General features: G+C 64.6%; 22 protein-coding genes. 11 read left to right on the plus strand and 11 right to left on the minus strand.

The genetic code is table 11. The annotated features are described in order from the left end of the window. Positions 1-112 precede the first annotated feature (112 nt). The 4 genes from AC1RJY_RS21175 to AC1RJY_RS21190 form a co-directional block, all read right to left on the minus strand. Positions 113-460 (minus strand): PRC-barrel domain-containing protein, encoded by a 348-nt coding sequence (locus tag AC1RJY_RS21175; RefSeq protein ID WP_498603284.1) that lies wholly within the window; start codon positions 458-460, stop codon positions 113-115. Positions 461-946: 486 nt separating this feature from the next. Further along, positions 947-1,651 (minus strand): DedA family protein, encoded by a 705-nt coding sequence (locus tag AC1RJY_RS21180; protein ID WP_498603287.1) that lies wholly within the window; start codon positions 1,649-1,651, stop codon positions 947-949. A gap of 45 nt (positions 1,652-1,696) precedes the next feature. Further along, positions 1,697-4,375, minus strand: coding sequence for a phosphatidylglycerol lysyltransferase domain-containing protein (locus AC1RJY_RS21185; RefSeq protein ID WP_498603290.1), 2,679 nt, complete (start codon positions 4,373-4,375; stop codon positions 1,697-1,699). A 24-nt stretch (positions 4,376-4,399) separates the two neighbouring features. Beyond that, entirely contained in the window at positions 4,400-5,170 is a 771-nt protein-coding gene (locus AC1RJY_RS21190; RefSeq protein WP_498603293.1) for a phosphatase PAP2 family protein, read from the minus strand. Positions 5,171-5,278: 108 nt separating this feature from the next. Here AC1RJY_RS21190 and AC1RJY_RS21195 point away from each other — a divergent pair, with 108 nt between their 5' ends. After that, complete coding sequence (locus tag AC1RJY_RS21195; protein ID WP_498603296.1) at positions 5,279-5,983, plus strand: response regulator transcription factor; 705 nt, start codon at positions 5,279-5,281, stop codon at positions 5,981-5,983. Between the two features lie 93 nt (positions 5,984-6,076). On the opposite strand, the gene AC1RJY_RS21200 is transcribed toward AC1RJY_RS21195, so the two are convergent. After that, positions 6,077-7,528: a sensor histidine kinase gene (locus AC1RJY_RS21200; RefSeq protein ID WP_498603299.1), complete on the minus strand. Its 1,452-nt coding sequence runs from the start codon at positions 7,526-7,528 to the stop codon at positions 6,077-6,079. A gap of 81 nt (positions 7,529-7,609) precedes the next feature. On the opposite strand from AC1RJY_RS21200, the gene AC1RJY_RS21205 reads away from it, so the two are divergent. The 9 genes from AC1RJY_RS21205 (at position 7,610) to AC1RJY_RS21245 (ending at position 15,024) form a co-directional block, all read left to right on the plus strand. Further along, entirely contained in the window at positions 7,610-7,927 is a 318-nt protein-coding gene (locus AC1RJY_RS21205) for a hypothetical protein (protein WP_498603303.1), read from the plus strand. A 58-nt stretch (positions 7,928-7,985) separates the two neighbouring features. Continuing rightward, a complete protein-coding gene (locus tag AC1RJY_RS21210; protein WP_498603305.1) occupies positions 7,986-8,720 on the plus strand; it encodes an ABC transporter ATP-binding protein in 735 nt (244 codons plus the stop codon). Further along, positions 8,717-9,619: an ABC transporter permease gene (locus AC1RJY_RS21215; RefSeq protein WP_498603307.1), complete on the plus strand. Its 903-nt coding sequence runs from the start codon at positions 8,717-8,719 to the stop codon at positions 9,617-9,619. Before AC1RJY_RS21210 ends, AC1RJY_RS21215 begins: the two co-directional genes overlap by 4 nt. Further along, positions 9,612-10,583: an ABC transporter permease gene (locus AC1RJY_RS21220; protein WP_498603309.1), complete on the plus strand. Its 972-nt coding sequence runs from the start codon at positions 9,612-9,614 to the stop codon at positions 10,581-10,583. Before AC1RJY_RS21215 ends, AC1RJY_RS21220 begins: the two co-directional genes overlap by 8 nt. Before the next feature lie 2 nt (positions 10,584-10,585). Beyond that, on the plus strand, positions 10,586-11,155 hold the full coding sequence (locus AC1RJY_RS21225; protein WP_498603311.1) for a hypothetical protein: 570 nt from the start codon (positions 10,586-10,588) through the stop codon (positions 11,153-11,155). Positions 11,156-11,308: 153 nt separating this feature from the next. Continuing rightward, a complete protein-coding gene (gene atpE, locus AC1RJY_RS21230) occupies positions 11,309-11,512 on the plus strand; it encodes an ATP synthase F0 subunit C (protein ID WP_021471926.1) in 204 nt (67 codons plus the stop codon). A gap of 321 nt (positions 11,513-11,833) precedes the next feature. Then, positions 11,834-12,388, plus strand: a complete 555-nt coding sequence (locus tag AC1RJY_RS21235; protein ID WP_498603313.1) for a PepSY domain-containing protein — start codon at positions 11,834-11,836, stop codon at positions 12,386-12,388. Between the two features lie 391 nt (positions 12,389-12,779). Continuing rightward, positions 12,780-14,138 carry a S1C family serine protease gene (locus tag AC1RJY_RS21240; protein WP_498603315.1) on the plus strand — a complete coding sequence of 453 codons (1,359 nt, stop codon included), beginning with the start codon at positions 12,780-12,782 and terminating at the stop codon, positions 14,136-14,138. A 259-nt stretch (positions 14,139-14,397) separates the two neighbouring features. Further along, positions 14,398-15,024 (plus strand): DedA family protein, encoded by a 627-nt coding sequence (locus AC1RJY_RS21245; RefSeq protein WP_498603317.1) that lies wholly within the window; start codon positions 14,398-14,400, stop codon positions 15,022-15,024. A gap of 107 nt (positions 15,025-15,131) precedes the next feature. On the opposite strand, the gene AC1RJY_RS21250 is transcribed toward AC1RJY_RS21245, so the two are convergent. The 6 genes from AC1RJY_RS21250 to lgt form a co-directional block, all read right to left on the minus strand. Continuing rightward, positions 15,132-15,359 carry a ferredoxin gene (locus AC1RJY_RS21250; RefSeq protein WP_498603320.1) on the minus strand — a complete coding sequence of 76 codons (228 nt, stop codon included), beginning with the start codon at positions 15,357-15,359 and terminating at the stop codon, positions 15,132-15,134. Further along, positions 15,356-16,444 (minus strand): NADH-ubiquinone oxidoreductase-F iron-sulfur binding region domain-containing protein, encoded by a 1,089-nt coding sequence (locus AC1RJY_RS21255; RefSeq protein WP_498603324.1) that lies wholly within the window; start codon positions 16,442-16,444, stop codon positions 15,356-15,358. The genes AC1RJY_RS21250 and AC1RJY_RS21255 overlap by 4 nt, the downstream gene beginning before the upstream one ends. Continuing rightward, entirely contained in the window at positions 16,435-17,007 is a 573-nt protein-coding gene (locus tag AC1RJY_RS21260) for a ferric reductase-like transmembrane domain-containing protein (RefSeq protein ID WP_498603326.1), read from the minus strand. The genes AC1RJY_RS21255 and AC1RJY_RS21260 overlap by 10 nt, the downstream gene beginning before the upstream one ends. Beyond that, positions 17,007-18,044: an FAD:protein FMN transferase gene (locus AC1RJY_RS21265; protein ID WP_498603329.1), complete on the minus strand. Its 1,038-nt coding sequence runs from the start codon at positions 18,042-18,044 to the stop codon at positions 17,007-17,009. Before AC1RJY_RS21265 ends, AC1RJY_RS21260 begins: the two co-directional genes overlap by 1 nt. Before the next feature lie 2 nt (positions 18,045-18,046). Beyond that, positions 18,047-18,319, minus strand: coding sequence for a hypothetical protein (locus AC1RJY_RS21270; RefSeq protein WP_498603331.1), 273 nt, complete (start codon positions 18,317-18,319; stop codon positions 18,047-18,049). Between the two features lie 128 nt (positions 18,320-18,447). Next, positions 18,448-19,383, minus strand: a complete 936-nt coding sequence (gene lgt, locus AC1RJY_RS21275) for a prolipoprotein diacylglyceryl transferase (RefSeq protein WP_498603334.1) — start codon at positions 19,381-19,383, stop codon at positions 18,448-18,450. Positions 19,384-19,822: 439 nt separating this feature from the next. Between lgt and AC1RJY_RS21280 the strand changes: the two genes are divergently transcribed. Continuing rightward, a complete protein-coding gene (locus tag AC1RJY_RS21280; protein WP_498603336.1) occupies positions 19,823-20,245 on the plus strand; it encodes a response regulator transcription factor in 423 nt (140 codons plus the stop codon). Positions 20,246-20,385: the final 140 nt, after the last annotated feature.

Below are 20,385 nucleotides of genomic sequence, written 5' to 3' on the forward strand. Positions count from 1 at the left end.
CCTGGACTCATCAGTGTTCGGTCACGTTCCAGTGCGGCCCTGTCGAAACCAAATGATGAGCGGCGGCTTATAGGTGTTGGCTTTTCGTTTTCGGTAGGTTCGAGGATGATCCTCACGAAAACGGGCGGAGCATTGGCGTTCCCGGCCTGGGGGCCTCGTAATAGTCGTACAACAGGTCCTCTTTCCAGCGACTCAGATATGCGAATGGTTCTGCCCGTGGCGCGTTCCTGACCTTTTCCCGGGTGTATGGCACCAAAACGTTGAAGGCCGTGACGATCGCTCTCTGGAGTGGGATAAAGATTTCCCAGGGGTCAAGCCAGGCCCCGGTGGTAATCCAACTGGGCTCCCCGGTCACCTCGTCTACGAAAAGGCGTCGGATGCGGCCGATCCTGGCCCCGTCGCAGCCGAGGACATCGCCTTTGTGACTGAGGATGTTGTCAATGTCTTCCTTGGAGATCATTTTGATCTTTCTGGCGCATGCCCGTTGTCCGCGCCCGGTTGGAAGTTCAGGCCTTGTTGGTGCGAAGCAACGCCCCGCGGATCTTTACGCCTGATCGGCCCGGGAGTTTACGAGCAGAACTTTCCCGACTGAACGTGGGGGGCTGGTATTTGCCATAGGTTCCGCCGCCTGTTGTCTGGCCCCGGCAGCGGGGTCACGGCTCCTGTTCCGGCGCCTTCCGGGCCGGAGATGTCGCCTCCTTCTTTAAGGTCGCGCGCCGTCGCTGGCGATCGAGTCCGGTAAGCATGACCATAATGGCTCCAACCCACAGTATTGCCGCCATGAGGGGGAGAGCTATGAGCACAAGGGCCTGCATGGGCGAAGTGTATCCCTGTCGGAGCCCGAATGATCCCTTCCAACGAGGGGCAGATTCCTGGGTCGTCGCGGAAGTGTCGACCGCTCGTTATCTCGGGTGGGCAGGTACGTTTCCTGGCAACTCGTGGGTCGCTACGGGTGGCTGATGTCAGTGTCTTGCGACGCACGGCGGCGGCGTGCTTTGACAACCTCGATGATCATTGGCATTACCGATAGGAGCACTACGGCGATGAAGATGATGTCAATGTTTTTGCCGATCCATTCGTACTGGCCGAGCCAGAATCCGAGCAGGGTCATTCCCATGCCCCAGAGGAGGGCGCCGACGGCGTTGAAGAGGATGAATGTCCGGTAGCTCATGTTGGCTGCTCCGGCGATGACGGGCGTGAAGGTCCGCACGACCGGTACGAACCGGGCGAGGATGACGGCGCGTCCGCCGTAGCGGAGGAAGAACTGGCGGGCTTTGGTGAGGTGTTCTTGTTTGAACAGTTTCGCGTCTGGTTTTCTGTACAGGGCTGGTCCTGTTCTTTTTCCGATCAGGTACCCGGTTTGATCTCCTGCGAAAGCGCAGACGAATACGATGATTCCCAGGACCAGGATGTTCACGTTCAGGGTCCCCGTTGCCACCAGCAGTCCCGCCGTGAACAGGAGTGAATCCCCTGGCAGGAAGAACCCAACAAGCAGCCCGGATTCGGCGAAGACGATACCACCGATGATGACCAGGAGCCAGGGTGCCAGGGCGGGCTGGTGAAGAATGACGGCGGGGTCCGCCCAGTCCGGGAGTAGTCCTGTCCGGGTGCTACCGGCTCCGAGGGCGGAAAGGGTTCGTGTGATGTCCATGGGGACAGGCTATGACGGCGCTCCTGAGAGATTCCTGTGGATCTCTCAGGTTCCGTCATGGCGGCCGGCCCGGGTGGCGTCCCTGGAGGTGGGGTCGGAGGGGCCGGGCGTGGCTGCTTTTCCGGAGATCCCAACCGATGGTGGCGGGGTTTTCGGGGATTTACGCGTCTTGGACAGTACGGATCGGAGCAGGGTCCGGGCGAGGGAGAGCCCTTGCCCGAAGCGCACATCCGGCAGGTAGGCACGGGTGACAGCGTTTCCGATGGCCGGCAAGGCTGCGGGATCGGGGTAGAGCATGTACAGGGGCGCGTACCGGGGCTGGAATTTGGCTTTGAAGCCGAGCAGTGACCTGAACCCGTAGATGGGTTCGAGGGTGGTGCCGAGCTGGTCAAGGAGCCGGTCCACTCCGGTCGGGGCCGGTGGCGGGTCGGTGGTGCCGTCGTTGTGTGGTGGTTGTGCCAGCGGGGCCCCTGAGAGGCTGATGAATTCGCTGCCTTCCTCTTTGAGGGTGATCGCTGCGGAGGCGATGAGGAATTCGGCGCTGGCCCGGAAGCCTGTGGTGCGCCGGCGGATGAAGTCCAGGGTCCAGCCGATGACGATGCCATTGCGGTAGACGGGCAACCATGAGGTCACGGCATGGACTTTTTTAGCGTTGTCGATGGCGATCAGGCAGCGAACCTCGGGGTCGTTGAGTTCATCGAGGCTGCCAAGGGTGAAGCCCATTTCGGGGATTTTTTTGTCTGCGACCCATTCTTCGGAGATTTCCTGGATCTGCGCCTGGACCGGCAGGGGCGCTGCGGGGTAGCTGGTCCATTCGGCCCGTACCCCGGCCTTGGCTGCGTTGTTCATCGCGGTGCGGATGCCTTGGAATTTCTTCCCTTTGAAGGTCAGGGTTTCGAGGTCAAGGATGGTTTCCTGGGCTACCTGAACGCTTGCCCAACCTCTGGCTGCGGCGTGATTCTTCAGTTCCTGTGGCACGGAGTAGAAGCAAGGGCTCCAGCCGTTGAGGGCGCAATGGGCAGTGAATTCGTCAAAGGCCTCTTCCTGTGCGCTGGTGGGTCCGATCGGGGGTCCCAGGGTCAGGGCGATGCCGCCGATGACCCGGTAGGCGATGAAGCTTTGGCCGGCGGCGGCGAACCAGTAGTTGTTGCCGGGCCAGGTTGTCATCCAGGACAGCGACCCGCCTTCGTGGGATTTGATGATGGCCCGTGCCTGGTCTTCGTCGCGGCTGTGCCGGTCGTGGGCGGGGCGGAGGAAGGTCCTGAGCAAGGCAGCTCCGGTGATGGCCCAAAAAACAATGCCGACCCCTTCATACAGAACCACCGTTGCGGTGCTTTGAGGAACGAACGCGGGCGAAAGGTCGAACATGTAGCCAAGGGGCAGGAAGCGGTCCGGGATGTCGGCCAGAAGTTCACCCAACCCGGGTGCGGGGGTGAAATCCCCGGCCATGGCCAGACCGGCCCCGAGATAGACCAATCCCAAGGTGAGTGCCAGCACAGCGATCAGGGCCGCCAGGCGCGGGTAGGTGCCGTGCGGGGCGTGGACGGGGAAGAGTCTTCGGCGGCTCAGCAGGAGGACCGAGAGCAGGACCGGCACCAGCAGGGGCAGGGCCAGGGTGAGGGGATGGCCGTAAACGGCGGCGTCCATGGCGGCAAGGCCCTCGGTGGCGGCGGTGTCCGGGGCGGAGGGCTGCAGGACGCCGATGATGGTGGCCAGGGCCATGGCTGAGAGTGCCGCTTGGATGAGCAGGGCCGCAGCCCATGCAAAGCGGCGGCCGCGACGGAGTCCATCGGCGAGCAGAAGCAGCAGGAACGAGGGAAGGACCGCCATGAACGTTCCACCGGCCCCGGCCCGTAGCTGCAGCTGGGCTGCGGCGCAGTCTCTGGCCTGGGCCGGGTCCGCGCAGAGGGTTTGCAGGGTCTGCGGGTCAACGGGCTGGATGTTGGTGAACAGAAACCGCAGCACGGACAAGGGCCCCACGGCGTGGGGGGCCAGGCCTGCAACGACGGGACCGATGGCTGTGACGAGGACCAGCAGGGAAATCAACACCCGGCCTTCGTGCCGGGAGCTGACCGGATGCGGTGTCCGGGGCTTCCGGCCGGACAGGACCGGCCCCACGAGGGCGCCGGCGGTCGCGGCGAAAAGCCGTACCAGGTCGGCGAAACCGCCATTGTAAAGGGCCAGCAACACCAGCAGCGAAAAAACCACGAGCCGGACCCGGCGCCGCCACAGCGTTGTCATGGACGCCGTCGAGGCCATTAGTGCCGCGCAGACCAGCGCGGTTGGTCCCATGAAGAGGTGCCCGCTCATCTGCCGGGTCCAGTCACCCATCACCCCTGCTGCGGCTGCTACGAATCCGGTCGCAGCAGCTACTCCGAACACCTGACCGGTCAGTGCAGCTGCTGCGAACCGCCGGCTGCCGATGCGTCGTTCGACCAGGACCCCCACCGTCAGCAGCAGCACGGTGCCCAGCAGGTAACCTGCAAGGTTCCGGGCCCAGAAGGCCGAGCTGAACAACACCCACCAGTGGTCCGGGAAGAAACGGGCCGTTGCGGCCAGCGGAACCCGGGACCCATCCCCGAACCCGGCAACCGTTGCCCCTGCGCTCCAGAAGAGCAACACACACACGATGCTGGCCGGCGCGGCGGCAGCGTTTCCCACGACCCTGCGCCAAAGACTCGTCGGTCGCGGTACTGCCTCCGGGTTCTCCAGATGCGTTGTCACGGGCTTTCCTCTCCGGAGCGCCGGTTATGGATCCTGGGGCCGGCCGCGCTCCAGAGACCTTATCAGCCCGGTCCGGGTAAGGCGCGGTGCTATCAGATTGTGCCACAGAGGCAGCCACGCCAGGATCGCTGCGGTGCTCACAGCCACGGACCCTGCCACGTCGCTGAGGTAATGGACCCCGAGGTAGAGGCGGGAGAAAGCGACCAGGACCACACCAGCGGCGCCCAGGGCAATAGCGGTGATCCTCTGGGCCCGGGTGCGTGCCACGACAATCACAAAGGCCAGGGCCAGGGCCGTGGCAAAGGCGGTGTGACCGGAGGGAAAGCTGTCGAGCCGTGCTTCCGGAACAAGGGCGGTCACAGCCTCGGCCGGTGGCCGGGAGCGGGAGACGAGGATTTTGCCCACGGTCGAACTCAGCCATCCGACGGCAACGACCGACCCGAACGCCATGGCCTGCACGGGCCTGCCTTTGCCCCACAAAAGCCAGGAACACACCATCAAAAGCAGGATGATCGCGCCCGGCGGGCTGATCCCATAGTTAATGAGTTCGCTCAACCCGACCAGGGCCGCGTTGCGGCCGTGGCTCAAGGCGATGTCGAGCCCGAGCTCCGGGGTGAAGGGGCCGAACGATTTGGCCGTCAGCCCCGCGGCGATGGCGGCCGCGTAAATAACGATGCCTGCGGGGATCCACCACCAGGACCGTAGTCCCAGGGAGGTCCCCGGATGGGGGGAAGCAGTAATGCCCACGGCATGATCCAGACTCTTAGACGTGTACAGGGGTGTTGCTTCCACCATGACGGCCCTGTCCTGAGAAGATGCTGAGAGAACCGTTCCCGGCTGGTCCTCAGGTTTGGCTCAGGTGGAGTCCGTGATACTTCCTTGCAACAGGGAAAGGAGCCAGAGATGCGAATCCTGCTGGTAGAGGACGAAAAGATGCTGGCTGAGACCATCCGCCGCGGGCTGACCAACGAAGGTTTCGTCGTCGATGTCACCCATGACGGGGTCAGTGGGCTGTGGGCAGCTACCGAGAACCCCTATGACGTGATCCTGCTGGACCTGATGCTCCCGCTGAAAAACGGCTATGACGTCCTCAAGGAAATCCGGGAACGGAAGATCTGGACCCCGGTGCTGATGCTGACGGCTAAAGACGGTGAATACGACCAGACCGACGCTTTCGATCTGGGCGCAGATGATTACCTGACCAAGCCCTTCAGCTTCCTCGTCCTGGTCGCCCGGATCCGGGCGCTCATGCGCCGCGGCGCCCCGGAACGGCCGGTGGTGCTCACACTCGGAACATTGACCCTGGACCCGGTCAGCCGCAGTGTCCGGCGCGGCAGCGAACTGATCGGGCTCACCCCACGGGAATACGGGCTGTTGCAGTACCTGATGCGCCGGCACGACCAGGTGGTGTCGAAATCCGAAATTCTGGACAACGTCTGGGACCCCGCGTTTGAGGGCGGCGACAACGTCGTGGAAGTCTACATAGGGTATTTGCGACGCAAGATTGACGGGCCTTTCGGTGTGCAGACCCTGACCACGGTCCGGGGCATGGGGTATCTGATCAGCGCAGACCAGCCCGGCAGGACAGCAAACGTGTCGGGGACCTGAACGCTCCCGAACAGGCACACCCTATCCTGGGTTCTCTCCTGTTCCGCTTCCAGACCCCGGCTCAAGGGCTGCTGCACCCGTGTTCTCCGGCGGCTATCGGGCTTCAGGACGCGTGTGTGGTTTCGGGTCCGGAAGCGTCGGCTGCGGGGGCCATCTGAGTTCGAAGCGGCAGTTCCCCTCGGGTGTTTCGGTGGCCCGGACCGTGCCGTGATGTGATGCCATGATTCCTGCGGCAATGGCCAGCCCCAGTCCGCTGCCGCCGCTTTCCCTGGAGCGGCTTTCATCGAGCCGGACAAAACGCTCAAAGACCCGTTCCCGCTCCGGCAAGGGGATCGGCGGGCCGTCATTGTCGATGGTGAGCACGGGCCCGGCGGGTCCGGCAGTGAGCCCGATGGTGATGCAGGAACGTGCGTGGCGGTCGGCGTTATCCAGCACGTTGCGTACCACCTGGCCCAGGCGTCTGGCGTCACCGCTCACCCGGGCAGGGCTCACATGAGCGGTAATCCGGTGCCCGCTGGTGGAACGGAGCCTCCTGATCTCCTGGTCCATCACGTCATCGAGGTCAACATCGGTGGGCTTCACCGTGAACGTCCCGTCATTGGTTTTAGCCAGGGTCAACAGATCCTCAACCAGGTAACGCATCCGGGCTGTTTCCCCGGCCAGAACATCCTTCATGCCGTTCCAGGTCTCCCCGGAGGGGTCGGCGGCAGCGATTTCCACCCCTGCGCCCAGCGTCGCCAGGGGGCTGCGCAGTTCGTGGCTGGCATCGGAGACGAACCGTCGCTGCTCACGGTCGGAGGCTTCGAGCCGTTCAAGCATTTCGTTCATCGTCATCGCCAAGGCATGGATCTCGTCCCCGGTCAGTGGCACGTCCACGCGCCCGTCCAGGCGTTGGGCGTTGATCGCCGCGACCTGGCTGCGGATCCGCTCGACCTGACGCAGCGACCGGCCCACCAACATCCACACGGCGGCACCGACAACGGCCAGCAGCACCGGGGTGGCTCCAAGCACGAACCACCCCACCGTCGCGACGGTGTCCGCCTGAACCTGCACGGTGGCCGCCACCAGCACGGTATAGGTTCCGGTGCCGGCCTGCGTGCCGCTGGCGATGATCAGAAATTCATCTTCATCACCGATGCTTTGCAGGCTGGAGACGTCCCGTGTCAGGGTTTGCCCGGCGCCGGGCCGCAGATCCGTCAACGGTTTTTTCGTTGCCGCCGGGACGGACGCGGCCAAGACGTTCCCGGCCGGGTCCAGGATCTGAACGATCTGGCCCGAATGGGCAGTTGAGGCAATATACTGGGCGGCTTCGGAGACATCCTGATCAGCGATCTGGGTGATCACATCCTGGGCTTTCTGCCGAGCCGCGCTCTCCGTGGCCGCAATCAACGAAGTTTGCAGCAACACGAGCAAAATAATGCCCCCCACCGCCAGGGCCGCCGCAACAACGGCCATCGCCGTCGCAGTGGCGCGTTTACGGATACCCCACCGTTTCCGGGGCGTCGTGTCCCCGGATGCTGCGGGTGCGGAGGTTTCCTGGTTCATGATCCTAGGATCGGTCAACCCGGAGCGTTCGAACAACTCAAGCACAGCCCTTTCTCAGCAAGGCTACGAAAGGGTGGGGGTATGAAGAAGTTCCGTGCAGCTCTGACCGCCGCGTTGACCCTGGCCATTATCTCGGCCCTTGGAATCGGGGCTGCCGCCGGGGCCGAACACCCCCATCACCGGGCCCCGTACGCGGCCCCGGTGTCCGCGCCCGGGCCGGTACCGGCCCGGCAGGGGGTCCCTGGGCCGGCAAGCATAGCTCCCGGCCCTGCCGATCCGGTCATACCGCAGGGCTTCCCGCAGGAACTGCACCGTGAGGAACGGTTGATCGATGATGAGCGCGAACATCTCGCGGCGGCCCCCCACACCTTGGGCCGCTTTGACTCCGGAGCACCCTGAGCCCTGGCCGTGCCGTTCTCTCAGGGTGCTCTTAGGGGCCCGGTCCTACCGTTGCTTCATGGACATGGCAATCGAAACCACGCAGCTGACCAAGAAGTACGGCAGGGACACCGCACTGAACCCCTTGACTCTCCGTGTCCCCGAGGGCGAGATTTTCGGTCTCCTGGGCCATAACGGAGCCGGCAAAACCACGACGGTGAACATCCTGACAACGCTCCTCCCGCCGTCCTCGGGTTCGGGGCGGATCTGTGGATATGACATCGACAAAGAAGCAGCCCAGGTCCGCCGGAACATCGGGTACCTGCCCGAAAACGTGCAGTTCTACGGAAACCTCACCCTGGAGGAGAACCTGCTCTTCTTCGCCGGGCTCTCAGGTGTTGACCGGCCGCGGCAGATGGTGGCAGCGGCGCTGGAGGCCGTGGAGTTCACCGGGCACGAACGGGAACGGCTGGGAACATTTTCCAAGGGAATGCGGCAACGCGCCGGGATCGCCCAAGCCATCCTGCACACCCCCTCGGTTCTGTTCCTGGACGAACCCACCTCAGGTCTTGATCCGCAAGGCGTGGCGAAGCTGCGGGAGATCATCATCACCCTGAACCGGGAATTCGGGATCACGATTTTCATGAACACCCACCTGCTGGCCGAAGTGACCAAAACCTGCACCAGCATCGGCATCCTCAGCGCGGGCAGCCTGATCTACCACAACTCCGTGGCCGCGACCCTGGAGGCCTTCCCGGACCAGGAATCGCTGGAAGATATCTATTTGCGCATCGAAGCCGGAGCCCGGCCGTGAGCATCTGGGCGGTGACGCTCCGCCAGGAAATCACCGCAACCTCACGTGAGCGGCTGCCCCGCGGCGTCCTGGCGGTGTTCCTGGGCATGACCGCAGCGTCGGCCTTCATCGGCTCCAGCGCCAAGGCCACCGTGAGCGAGGTCTACCGGGAGGTCGCCGCCCAGGGTCTGACCACCGCGCACAACCCCTTCGACGGGCTCCCGGCCCTCTACTACGCACGGAACAACGTCATCTACATCATGCTTATCGGGGCACTGCTGGCCATCATCACCGGCGTCCAGTCCACCACCCGGGACCGGCGGGCCCGCACCGCCGATCTGGTGCTCTCACGCAACATCCGCCCGGCCACCTACTTGGGAGCCAAACTCACCGGTATCGCGGCGTTGTTCGCCCTCCTGTTGGCGGCAGCCGCGGTCCTCACTTTCACCGGCCTCGCCGTCATCACCGGCGCCGTGCCGAGCTGGGATGGATCCCTTCGGCTCGTGGGCCTTTACGCCCTGGCATGGCTTTTCCTGATGCCGTTCGTCATTCTGGGGATGCTCAGCGGTCTGCACGCATCCTCCACCACCTCAGCGCTGCTGGGGCCTATCGTGCTTTGGAGCATCGTGATCTTCATCCTGCCTCTGGCCGGGACCGCAGCGCTGCCGGTCTCGCTGTTGAACCCGGTCCCGGCGCCGGCTGTCACCCCTACTGGCTTCTTCGCAGTCACCAGCGGCTTCACCGCCCCACTGGCATTGGGTGAACAGTTCAAGCACGCCGCCGCGATCATCCTTCAAGACCAAGGGGCGTCAGGATCCGTAACATCTCCGGTGCTGATCCTCGCGATCGTCCTCGCCGCGGCGTGTGTGGTGCTGCTAACCACGAACCGGCAACGGGTCAGGAGCGAACTCCATGCCTAAATCCCTGATTCTGTGCGGGAAGGAACTCAAAGACCTCACCCGAAGCCGCACCCTCGTGTCCCTGATCGTATTCCTCGCCGCCGTTGTCTTGCTCTCGGTTCTGGTCGCAGCAGCGGACTTCCGGATCAAGATCGATGACTACAACAACTACGTGGCCGCGCTTCGCAGCAGCGGCGGGACAGCCGGATCCGCGCCCCCGCAGCTGGCACCCCTGCAAATGCTCCGGGGCGGCATGGAATATCTGGAGATCGTCGGCAGCCTGTTCGCCGTGATCCTCGGCTACGGGCTCGTGGCGAAGGAAAAAGGCAACGGGACCCTGCAGCTGATCTTCAGCCGTCCGCTGGGCCGCTACACCTTCACCGGAGGCAAGATCCTGGCCGTCGGTATCCTCTGGACAGCAGTGACCGCAGCCCTCTTCGCCGTGATCACGGCCGCCCTGCTGCTGCTGGCCAACGCACCCCTGCGAGACGATGACTTCCTCAGGCTTGGGGTCGCTGCGGCCCATACCGCCGTGTACCTGACCATGTGGTCGTTGCTGGCCTTCGCCGTCGCAGCGATGACCCGGACCCCTGCCTCCGGCCTGATCCTGGCACTGGTCATCTGGCTCGTCGTGGTGCTCGTGATCCCCCAGATCGGGGACACCATGGACCCGGACAACCAAATCCCAGGGGGCCTGTTCGCCAGTCTGCAGGTCGATAAGGCCCATGAACAGGCCATCATGGCCAATTTCGGCAGATACGAAACAGCCCGGGACCTCATTGAGCAAACCTCCATGACCAAACAATTCGAACGCCCGCTCTTCGCCTGGCTCGGCATCAAAGACAAATACAACGGGCAGCCCTTCAACGTCATCTGGGACGGGACATTCAACAACACCCTCTGGCTCATGGCCGGCTTCATCACCGCAGTGACAACATCCTTCCTCGCAGCCACCCGGACCAACCTACTCAGAAAGGTCACCTGACCATGAAAAAAACACTCCTCAGCCTGGGAGCTTTCGTCGCGGTACTGGTGGCCGCTGTCCTGATCATGCAGGCCACCCTCACCGGCCCGGCACAGCCCGGAGCCGCGCCCTCGGCCACCAGCTCCGCACCCACGGTCCTGCCCGTGGACACCAATCCCATCACCGCCACGGGAACCAAAACAGGGCTAAACATCACGGACGCCATGGCCGAAAACAACATCGATCCCGGCACCAAAGCAGCCGTTGCAGACCGGCTCCAATTCACGCTCACCAACACCACCACCACCCCCATGACCGGGCTGGAGGTCTACTACACCATGAAAGACACCACCACCGGCGCCACGGAGTCCTACTACCAGAAACTTGACGGCCTCACCCTCACCCCCGGGCAAGCCGCCACCATCTACTTCGACAACGGCACCGGCCCCGGACACTACCCGGAAAACAAATACAGCCTCTACCGCAGCTCCACCAACGAAGTGAACATCAGCATCGAAGCCGCCGCCAGCGGCTACGCCCCAGTCCAAGGAACAGCCACCAAAGCCCAAGGCACCGGAGAAAAAACAGACTGACCCTGAACCCCCGGACACCCTCCCGGGCCGCAACCACACCACCCGGCAACCCCGGTATAAACCAGCGCACGGACCCGGCCGGGAACACAAGGCCCGGCCCGCCACCCTAACCGCTAAACCCACCTCCGGAAACGTGCACTGAAAGGAAGAACCATGAAAGGCAGCCTCAACCTCGTCGGCTACGGCCTATCCGCCATCGGCGGCGGCATCGGCGTCGGGCTCGTGTTCGCCGCCTATATCAACGGCGTGGCCCGCCAGCCCGAAGCACAGAAAGTCCTTCAACCCATCGCCTTCCTCGGACTTGCCCTGACCGAAGCACTCGCCATTCTCGGCCTCGTCTTCGCCTTTGTCCTTTGACCCCCCGTCCGGCACCGGCCGATAACGGACAGACCCGGTTCACCAAAACAAGACCGGCCCGGCCGGAACAACAACCGGCGGCTGCATGGCGGGCCGGTGACGCACCAGACCCCCGCTGAGCCGGTAGGGCCTTGTCGTCACGGCCGCTCCTACCGCACCGGCCGCGCTTCCTTCTCTGTTGCACCGCATTTTTCGTGCTGCCGGGAACTCTCAGGACTACTCAGCGTCCTCTAAGGGCCCGGGGTCGACACTGGCTATAGGCGCCGAAGAAACCACCCGGACCCGGGCGGCGTTGACACATACTCTTCGAAAGGCACGGTCATGGACAACACCTCACGCAAACGCAAGACCCTCATCGGCGCACTTGCCGGCTTGGCACTGGTTGGCGGCACCGCTGTCGTCGGGCTTTCAGCAGCCAACGCCAGCACCACACCACCGCCTCCGGTCACCTCACCGGCCACCGGCAGCACGGCCGATGGTGAGACCTCCGACGGCGGCCAGCAGGAACCACAGCTCAAAGGCTCCATCACCGTCCCCGAAACGGCAGGGGAGCAATCCGACGCCCAAGAGTCCGCGAACCTGACCGCCCTGGCAACCATCGATGCAAAGGCCGCTGAAACGGCCGCCGCGGCGTCCCTGCCCGGCTCCACTGCCACCGCTTCCCACCTCGGCGACGAAAACGGATCCCTGGTCTACGAAGTGACGGTCAAAGACAGCACCGGTGCCGTGCATGAGGTAAAGATCGACGCCGGCAACGCCACCGTCCTTGCCACAGAAACGGCCGAAGCGCAGGAGAACGGCCAGAAGGGTGCCGAAAACACTACCGAAACCGAGACCGCCGAAACACCGGACACCAGCTCCCCAGGCACCAAGTAAAGCCCCAGGCCAGGGAAATGATGAAACCGAACGATTTGGGCGAGGGAACCGGGGCCGGGCCAGCCCCGGTTCCCTCCTCCACCCCGGGGCCCCGGCAAAGACACTGCGGGAGCAGGCCCGCGAACTTATCGATGAACTCCTGGCCGACACCACGGCCGGGACCGAATGGAGCCGGAAACAGCTGGAGGCCTGTATCTCCCGAAACCCCGACCGGCCCGAAGCGGCACTGCTGGAACACCTGATGAACCGCGCCAGGCCTCCGGAGGATGAACAGCCCAAAATCTGAGGCAACGCCCGTGGCCCATTCCGGCCCCGCCCGGCTTCACTGGGCGGGGTCGCACCCCGCTTCCCATTGCAGAATCTCCCATCACAGCTCACAGGGACGGACTTGATGACACACACCCCAGATTCCGCTGGCCCACGTTGGCGTGGGTCTCATCCGGCTCAGCCAGGGCCCGACGGCCAGGACCCGTGGGCGTACCCAGGTCCAGGATCCATCCCGTGGGATGACGCCGCCCACGCCGATCCTTCCCTGCCACCGGCACCGGTCACAAACGTTCGGCCACCCACTACCCCGGCCCCCGGATCCGCCGGCAGGAACCGGCGTTGCGGCGCACCCATCTTCGCCGCCTCCCTGGTCATTGCCGCCCTCGTCGGCGGCACGGTCGCAGCCGGCGCGGACGCCCTGTTGGACGGCCCGGCCCCGGCCGGGGTGTCCGCCTCGCCGGGAACATCACGGGTAGTGGTGAACAACACCGGCACCAGCGGTACCGTCGCCACGGCAGCCCGGAAAGCCACACCGAGCGTCGTCACCCTCGCCGTCAGCTCAGGGACCACCCGCGGCATCGGGTCAGGGATCGTCCTCGACACCAAGGGCGACATTCTCACGAACGCGCATGTGATCAGCCTGGACGGCGCGACAAGCACCCCGGCCATCCAAGTACGCAGCAACGACAATCACGTCTACACCGGGACACTGGTAGGCGCCGACCCGCTCGCGGATCTCGCCGTGATCCGCATCGAAGCGTCCTCCCTGGCCCCGGCAGTCTTGGCGGACTCGTCACAAATCAATGTCGGCGACACCGCCATCGCGATCGGAACGCCGCTGGGCCTGTCCGGGACAGTGACGAAAGGAATCGTCGCAGCCCTGAACAGAACCATCAACGCGGCACCGCCTCCCGCTCAAACCGGCCCGGGAAACTCCACAAAAAGCCCCTCACAAGCGTCCGGCAACCCCGCCCTGGAAGTAATCCAAACCGACGCGGCCATCAACCCGGGCAACTCCGGCGGGGCCCTGGTCAACGCCCGGGGCGAGGTCATCGGCGTGAACGTCGCCATCGCATCCCCTTCCACCGGCAAGACCGGCACCCAGGCAGGCAACGTCGGAATCGGCTTTGCCATCCCGATCAATGCTGCCAAGAGGATCGCCCAGGAGATCATCGCCTCCGGAACGGCAACCCATGGTCAGCTCGGCATTAAAGCCACCACAGACGCCGCGGCCAAGAGCTCCGGGTTCTCCCGTGGTGCCGCGGTCACCGACGTCACCACCGGCTCCGCAGCAGAAAAAGCAGGCATCCGAAAGGACGACGTCATCACAGGAATCAACAACCACCCGGTCCAGGACACCGCCGAACTTACCGCGGCATTGCACGAACAACCCGCCGGCGCCTCCGTTATCGTAACCCTCATCCGGGACAGCCACGAGCAGAGTCTTACCGCCACGCTCGACCCCGTACAGCCCCGAGCCTGAACACAGCCCCAGCAAACCCGGAAGCGGACGGGCGCGGCTGTACCTGGCCGTAGTGCACGGCTGTGTCCACGAGGGCAGTAGCGCATCGGGTCCCGCCTGCGAAGCGTCTTGGCGATGGAAAGCTCTATAGGGGACCTTCACAATGGTGGTGCCGGCGGGCAACGGGGTGTACCGGCAGCAGGGCAGCCATGTAATGGGAAGATCAGACCCTTCCCGGGGTGTGAACCAAGCCGGGGAAATCACGAGAAAGGGGCATGCGGTGTCCCAGTTTGTCGACAGCATTCTGAACATCAGCCCGGTGCTGGCGGCGCTGTTGATTTTCGCTCTGGTCTTCGCCGAGGACGCCTTCTTCCTGGGCTTCGTGATCCCGGGGGAAACAGCAGCTATTCTCGGCGGGGTCCTGGCAAGCCACGGGCGGCTTCCGTTGAGCCTGGTGATCTTTCTGGTCGTCGCTGCGGCAATCACCGGCGATACTGTCGGTTACGAGGTAGGACGGTTCTGTGGCCCGGGAATCATGCGCCTTCGGATGGTTGCCCGCAAGCAACGGCAGGTGACCAAAGCCCAGGATCTGCTGCGGCGCAGGGGCGGGACGGCAGTGTTCATTGGCCGCTTCACGGCATTCTTTCGCGCCGTGATGCCCGCCTTGGCCGGGATGGCGCGCATGCCCTACCTGCGATTCCTGACCTTCAATGCAGCTGGCGGGCTCGTCTGGGGAGCCGGTGCCGTCATGCTGGGGTTCCTGGCCGGTAACTCCTACCAGAGCATTGCCCGGCTGGCCGGTCAAGGAACAGCGCTGGTCACGGCGGTGATCGTTCTTGCGGGCCTTCTTTTATGGCATCTGCGCCGGCGCCGCTCCGCCACGGATGTCTCCGGGGCGGGAAAATAGAGTACGACGGACGCCGGGAGACCAGCCGGTGTGGCAGCGGCTTGTGCCGCCCTGAGCAAGGTCGACGACCTGACGGCTGGTGCCTTCCGGGGCCGGCGTCAGGATCCTCAGGCGTCCCTGTTCCGCCAATACAGTGCCCGTGCAGGGCAATACCGCAAGGCCAGTTCCGCGTGGACCGGGTGGACGGGTCCGTGCATGATCGGGTAACCCCAGCCATCGAGCGTGACGTGTTCCGGGAGCAAGGTCGCGCACACGCCATGCCCGGTGCAGGCGGCCCGGTCTACGGCCAGAACCGGGTGCTCCGGGACAGCCGGGGTGCGGAAACGAATCATCATCGCCGGCCCCGAATCTTCTGGCCGGGGCAGTAGCCTGCCGTGTGGGCGCTCAGGTGATCGTTGAAGACCTCCAGTGCGGAGCTGGTGAACGCGGCGATTCCGTCAGGGAAGTGGCAGGCCCCTCTGCCGGTGAGTAATCCCAGCTGTTGCCGCAGGGCAGCTGTAGCGCCCGGTCCTCCGGTGCCTGCGGCCAGTTCAGCGAAGCCTTGGGCTGCTGCGGGGAGTCCGAACATGCAGGGCCCACATTGTCCGGCGGATTCCCCGGCAGCGTAGTCGAGCATGTCCGCGACGGTGGCAAGCGGGCAAGGGGAGCGGTCGAGCAGGTGCATGACCCCGGGCCCGGGGATGGTGCCGGCTGTGGCCAGGGAGGTGGTGCTGTAGTGCAGGGAGTCGATCCGGGATGCGTCGATCCAGGCGCCGCTGAGCCCGCCGATGTTCATGGCAAGAACGCCGGGGAGCGGGCCTCCGGCCAACGCGAGGATCTGGCTGAGGGACGGGCCGGTTCCGGTTTCGTAGACCCCTGGCGCACGGACCGCGCCGTTGATGGCGACCAGTCGCGGGCCGGGCTCGGCCGGTGTGCCGAAGGAACGGAACCATGCGGGGCCGAAAACCTCGATCTGGGCGACCCGCAGCACGGTTTCGGCGTTCAGGACCAACATGGGTCGGGTTCTTTTCCCTTCCGGGGTGCGTCCGCCCTCGATCAGGCGCTGGCGTTTGGTCATCGGGCGGGCGCGGCCACCGTGATGCAGCGACACCAGCGCGCTGGCCTCGGAGGCGACATACCGGGCCGGTACCGGCAGCACGGGGATACCGGCGGCCCGCAGGCGCTCCTCGGTCTCTGTTCCGGCGTGGGCTGCGTAGGTCACGCGCCTCAGGCCGGTCAAAGCGGCCCCGTACCGGACCCATGCCAGATGGTGCCGGATAACATGTGCGTCTTTCAGGGCACCGATTTCCCCGTCGCAGGCATTAACGATCAGTCCGGCCTTGTTCTGCCGTGCGGCATCGATTTTGAGTGCCGTGCTGACCGCGGCACCGCCGCGCCCTGTCAGGCCGGCAGCTTCCAGTGTCCGCAGGTTCACCGCCATGGTTGCCTCCCAATGGCGCTGCGGCGGGTTTCGTCGGGCTGTCGGCTGATCAGCCGGTAGGCGATGGCCGCCGTCCCGGCGACCAGGCATGTCAGGCCCACGGCTCCCAGGATCCAGGCGCTCCCGGTGCCCATCATGAGGCCGTGCACGATCGCAGCCGGCCACAGCACATAGGTCAGGGCATGGACCGGCTTCCACCACCGTTCCGGTAGGCGATGGCGCAGCACAGAGGTCAGGGTCACGGTCAACAGAAGGTCGAATGCGATGGTGCCGAGCCCGATCCACGCCCGCTCGTACCCGGCGGTAAAGGGCAAGAGGACTGCGGCCCATCCGATATCGACGTAGCCGTCGGCCACTGCGGTGATGACATGGAGTAGCAGAAAGAGCGGCAGCCCCAAGGCCAGATTGCGGTGAACGCCGGTCACGACGGTGCTGCCGATACCTTCAGGGCGGCGCCGGCCTGAAGTCATCACTCCGAGGATGAAGGTCGCCGTCACCAAGACTGAGGCGGTGATCCCGCTGGCTCGGGAAAGGAACCAGAAGGCTTCGCTGAGCGCAGGCATCAGCGGGCCCCGGAAACATGATGGTCCGAGGGCCAGTTCCCGGTGATCACGGTCGAGCCGTCCATGCCGTGCAAACGGGCGTCTATGCCGTGTGCGCGCAGCCACGTCGGAGCTTCCAGACCCATGATGACCGCCGCGGTGGACGCTGCGTTTGCTTCCAGTGCGGTCGCACCCAGGCAGGTCACTTGGGCCCAGATCCGCTCCGCCGGAGCTTCCAGACCCATGATGACCGCCGCGGTGGACGCTGCGTTTGCTTCCAGTGCGGTCGCACCCAGGCAGGTCACTTGGGCCCAGATCCGCTCCGCCGGAGCCCCTGTCTGCGGGTCGATGATGTGGTGCGCGGTTCCGAACCCGCTGGCCCACGCCCTGTGTCGGGTCGATGAGGTCGCCAGTGCCTGGTTAAAGAGCGTAATGACCTGGCCGATTCGGCGTCCTTCATCCTCGATCCCGACCTGCCAGCCGCCCGCCGGGGCGCTGCCGGCTACGGCAATATCCCCGCCCAAATCGATTAGGAAACCACCGGGCAGGGTCCCTGCCAGCAGGCCCGCAATACGGTCGGCGGCATAGGCCTTGGCGCTGGATCCAAAGTCCAGCAGTGTGCCGGCGGGAATGGCCAGTACCTTCGTTTCGGGGGTGTAGCTGATCTGTCGCCAGCCCGGTGCCGGTTCAGGCTCACCAACCATCGTCCATCCGGTCCGGTTCTGGACCACGGCCAGATCATCGTTGTAACCGGCATGGAGCAGGGCAGCCCCGATGGTGGGATCCACCAGCCCGCCGGTCAGGGCCGCCGTGAGAAGGGCAGCGTCAAGGACCTCACCGAGCAGCGGGCTCAGGGAAACTGTTACCGGTTCACGGGCCGAGCAGGTGTTGATCGCCTGAAGCTCCGAATCGACGCGGAACCGCGAGGCGGCCCGATCCAGCCGCTCAAGCCACTGCTGTGCCGTGTCCACTGCTTCGTCAAGGATTCCGGGCTCCGTCGCATGGACCCCGGCCGTCGTGCCGAGGGCGCGGAACCAGGTGGCCTGGACCGATTCCATGGCTAGGAGGCCCTGGTGGTGGTATGCGGGAGGGTACCGGCCGGAGCGTTCCGTGCCGGTGGGACGCTCCCGAACGACCCTCCAGGGTCCGCCGGTGCAACGGGTGCAGGCGGGCTTTGTTGACCCCTCACCGCATCGGCCGCGGAGGAGGTCTGCACGGAACTTAGCCCGGCTCCGATACCGGCGGTCGCCAGTCCTGCCACTACCATGGCCGTCACTGTCCACCGCCGCACCGCACCCAGCGCCCGGACCCGTGAATTCACTGCCCTGTCCATGACTTCTCCTTCCCGTTAGGACCGAGTGTCCCACCGGAGGGATAAGAGCCACCTGAGAGAAATCCCTGAACAAACAACGAAACAGAGCCACATAGCTCGGCCGGTGGCGTTCCGGCCAGTGCCCTGCTTTAGGTGCGGGACTCCGGTGGCCCCGAACCTAACGGGTTCCGGGAGCCCGTTGCGCCGCCGGGTCCGGCTGTTCGGTGAGCACCGGGTTTGGCCGTTGATCGGTCCCTCCGATACAACTTTGCGAAGGCTGCCGCGCCGGCCAGGACCAGCAGGCCCGCGACCCAGGTGTTCACCCGCAGGCCCAGGATCAGGTTGGCGTAATCGGAACGCATCAGTTCGAAGGCGAAACGTCCTGCCGAGTAGCCTGCCACGTACAGAGCGAACACGCTTCCGGCACCGAGCCTCTTGCGCGAATCAACGGCCAAGATGACCAAACCGACCAACAGGCACCACAGCGACTCATAGAGGAACGTTGGTTGAAAGTACCCCAGCACGATGGGCGCTCCGGAGGGATCCGTTGCTGCAGCAGCGGTCGCGGGGTCCATGCGGTGAATCTGAAGTTTCCACGGAAGCGTTGTCGGATCCCCGTAGAGCTCGTTGTTGAACCAGTTCCCCCACCGGCCCAGAGCCTGTGCAAAGAGGACGCCAGGGGATACCGCGTCCAGGAACGCCACGAAGGACACTCCCAAGCGGCGGCATCCGATCCACGCTCCAACGCAGCCAAGTGCGACGGCACCCCAGATCCCCAAACCGCCGTCCCAGATGGCGAACGCGTCCCACGGATTCCGGTCGGGAAGAAAGTAGAGTTCCGGATCCGTGAGGACGTGATAGATCCGTCCACCGATGATCCCTGCCGGTACGGCCCAGAGGCAGATGTCCAGCACTTGGCCCGCCTGCCCGCCACGCTGCTGCCAGCGTCGGGACGTAAGCCAGACCGCGAGGATGATGCCAGCCAGGATACATACGGCGTAGAAATGAACGGTCAGAGGCCCCAGATGCACGGCGCTGAGGGTCGGTGAAGGAATGAACGAATCGATGGGGACCAAAGCAGCCATGAAATCCTGCCGGAAGAAATGAACGAGGGGCGCAACAACCAGCCAAGCCTACGGCCCTTGCCTGTCAAGGAGCCAGCACTCCGGCCCTTGCCTGTCAAGGAGCCAGCACTCCGGCCCCGGGCCCAGCCCAAGGCAATCACAGAAAACTCTCAGCTGTCCACGGTGACGCCTTCCGGTCCCGCCGGGGGTACCGGAACCAGTCAGAGCACCGGGTTCCCATGGCAGGCAACGCCTTCACATCCACAACCGGGGATCAGCCCGCCGGGCGTTTGACATATTGCTCCGCGTCGACCACATTCGCCATCGCCAACGCCCGTGCCATCACGAGCCGAGGCCGCGCTTACAGGATGGCCCATATCGGCGCCCTTAAACCTTGCCTTTCAAGGGGGCCTGAGCGGGATGCCATGGCTTAGAATGGCCGGAAGAACTGGGGGGCGGCATGAGCGTACGCGGTGCATGTCTGGTCATCGAAGACGACGCCGATATTCAGGGATTGATCAGCCTCATCCTCCTCGCGGCGGGCTTCGAGGTCCACACCGAAGAAACCGGGACCGCCGGGCTACTGGCCGCCTCAGAGCGTCAATTGGCGCTGATCACTCTGGATTTAGGCCTGCCGGACGTAGACGGCCGGGAATTGGCACGGCAGCTGCGCACCGTCTCCTCCGCGCCTCTGCTCATGATTACCGCGTTCGCCGAAACAGCGGACGAACTCCTCGGCATTGCAGCAGGCGCCAGCGCGTACCTGACCAAACCGTTCCGCCCCGCCCAGCTCCGGGCTCTGGTAAACCAGCTCTGCCCCGAACAGGCCACCGGCTTGGCCCGGACCGCCGGATCCTGCCGGTGGAGAGAACAAGGGTCCTGACCGAATCGGACACGTTCCCCTTCACCCTGGGTTCCGGGCACGACATTCTGCGTCGCATTGCTGGTGGCAGGAATCCCCAACCAAAACAGGGACCTTGTGTGCTTCCACGGTGACCAGCCCTGTCCGGGCAGTTTGGTTCG

It is taken from the genome of Arthrobacter sp. GW822-FHT05G07 (assembly GCF_058799755.1).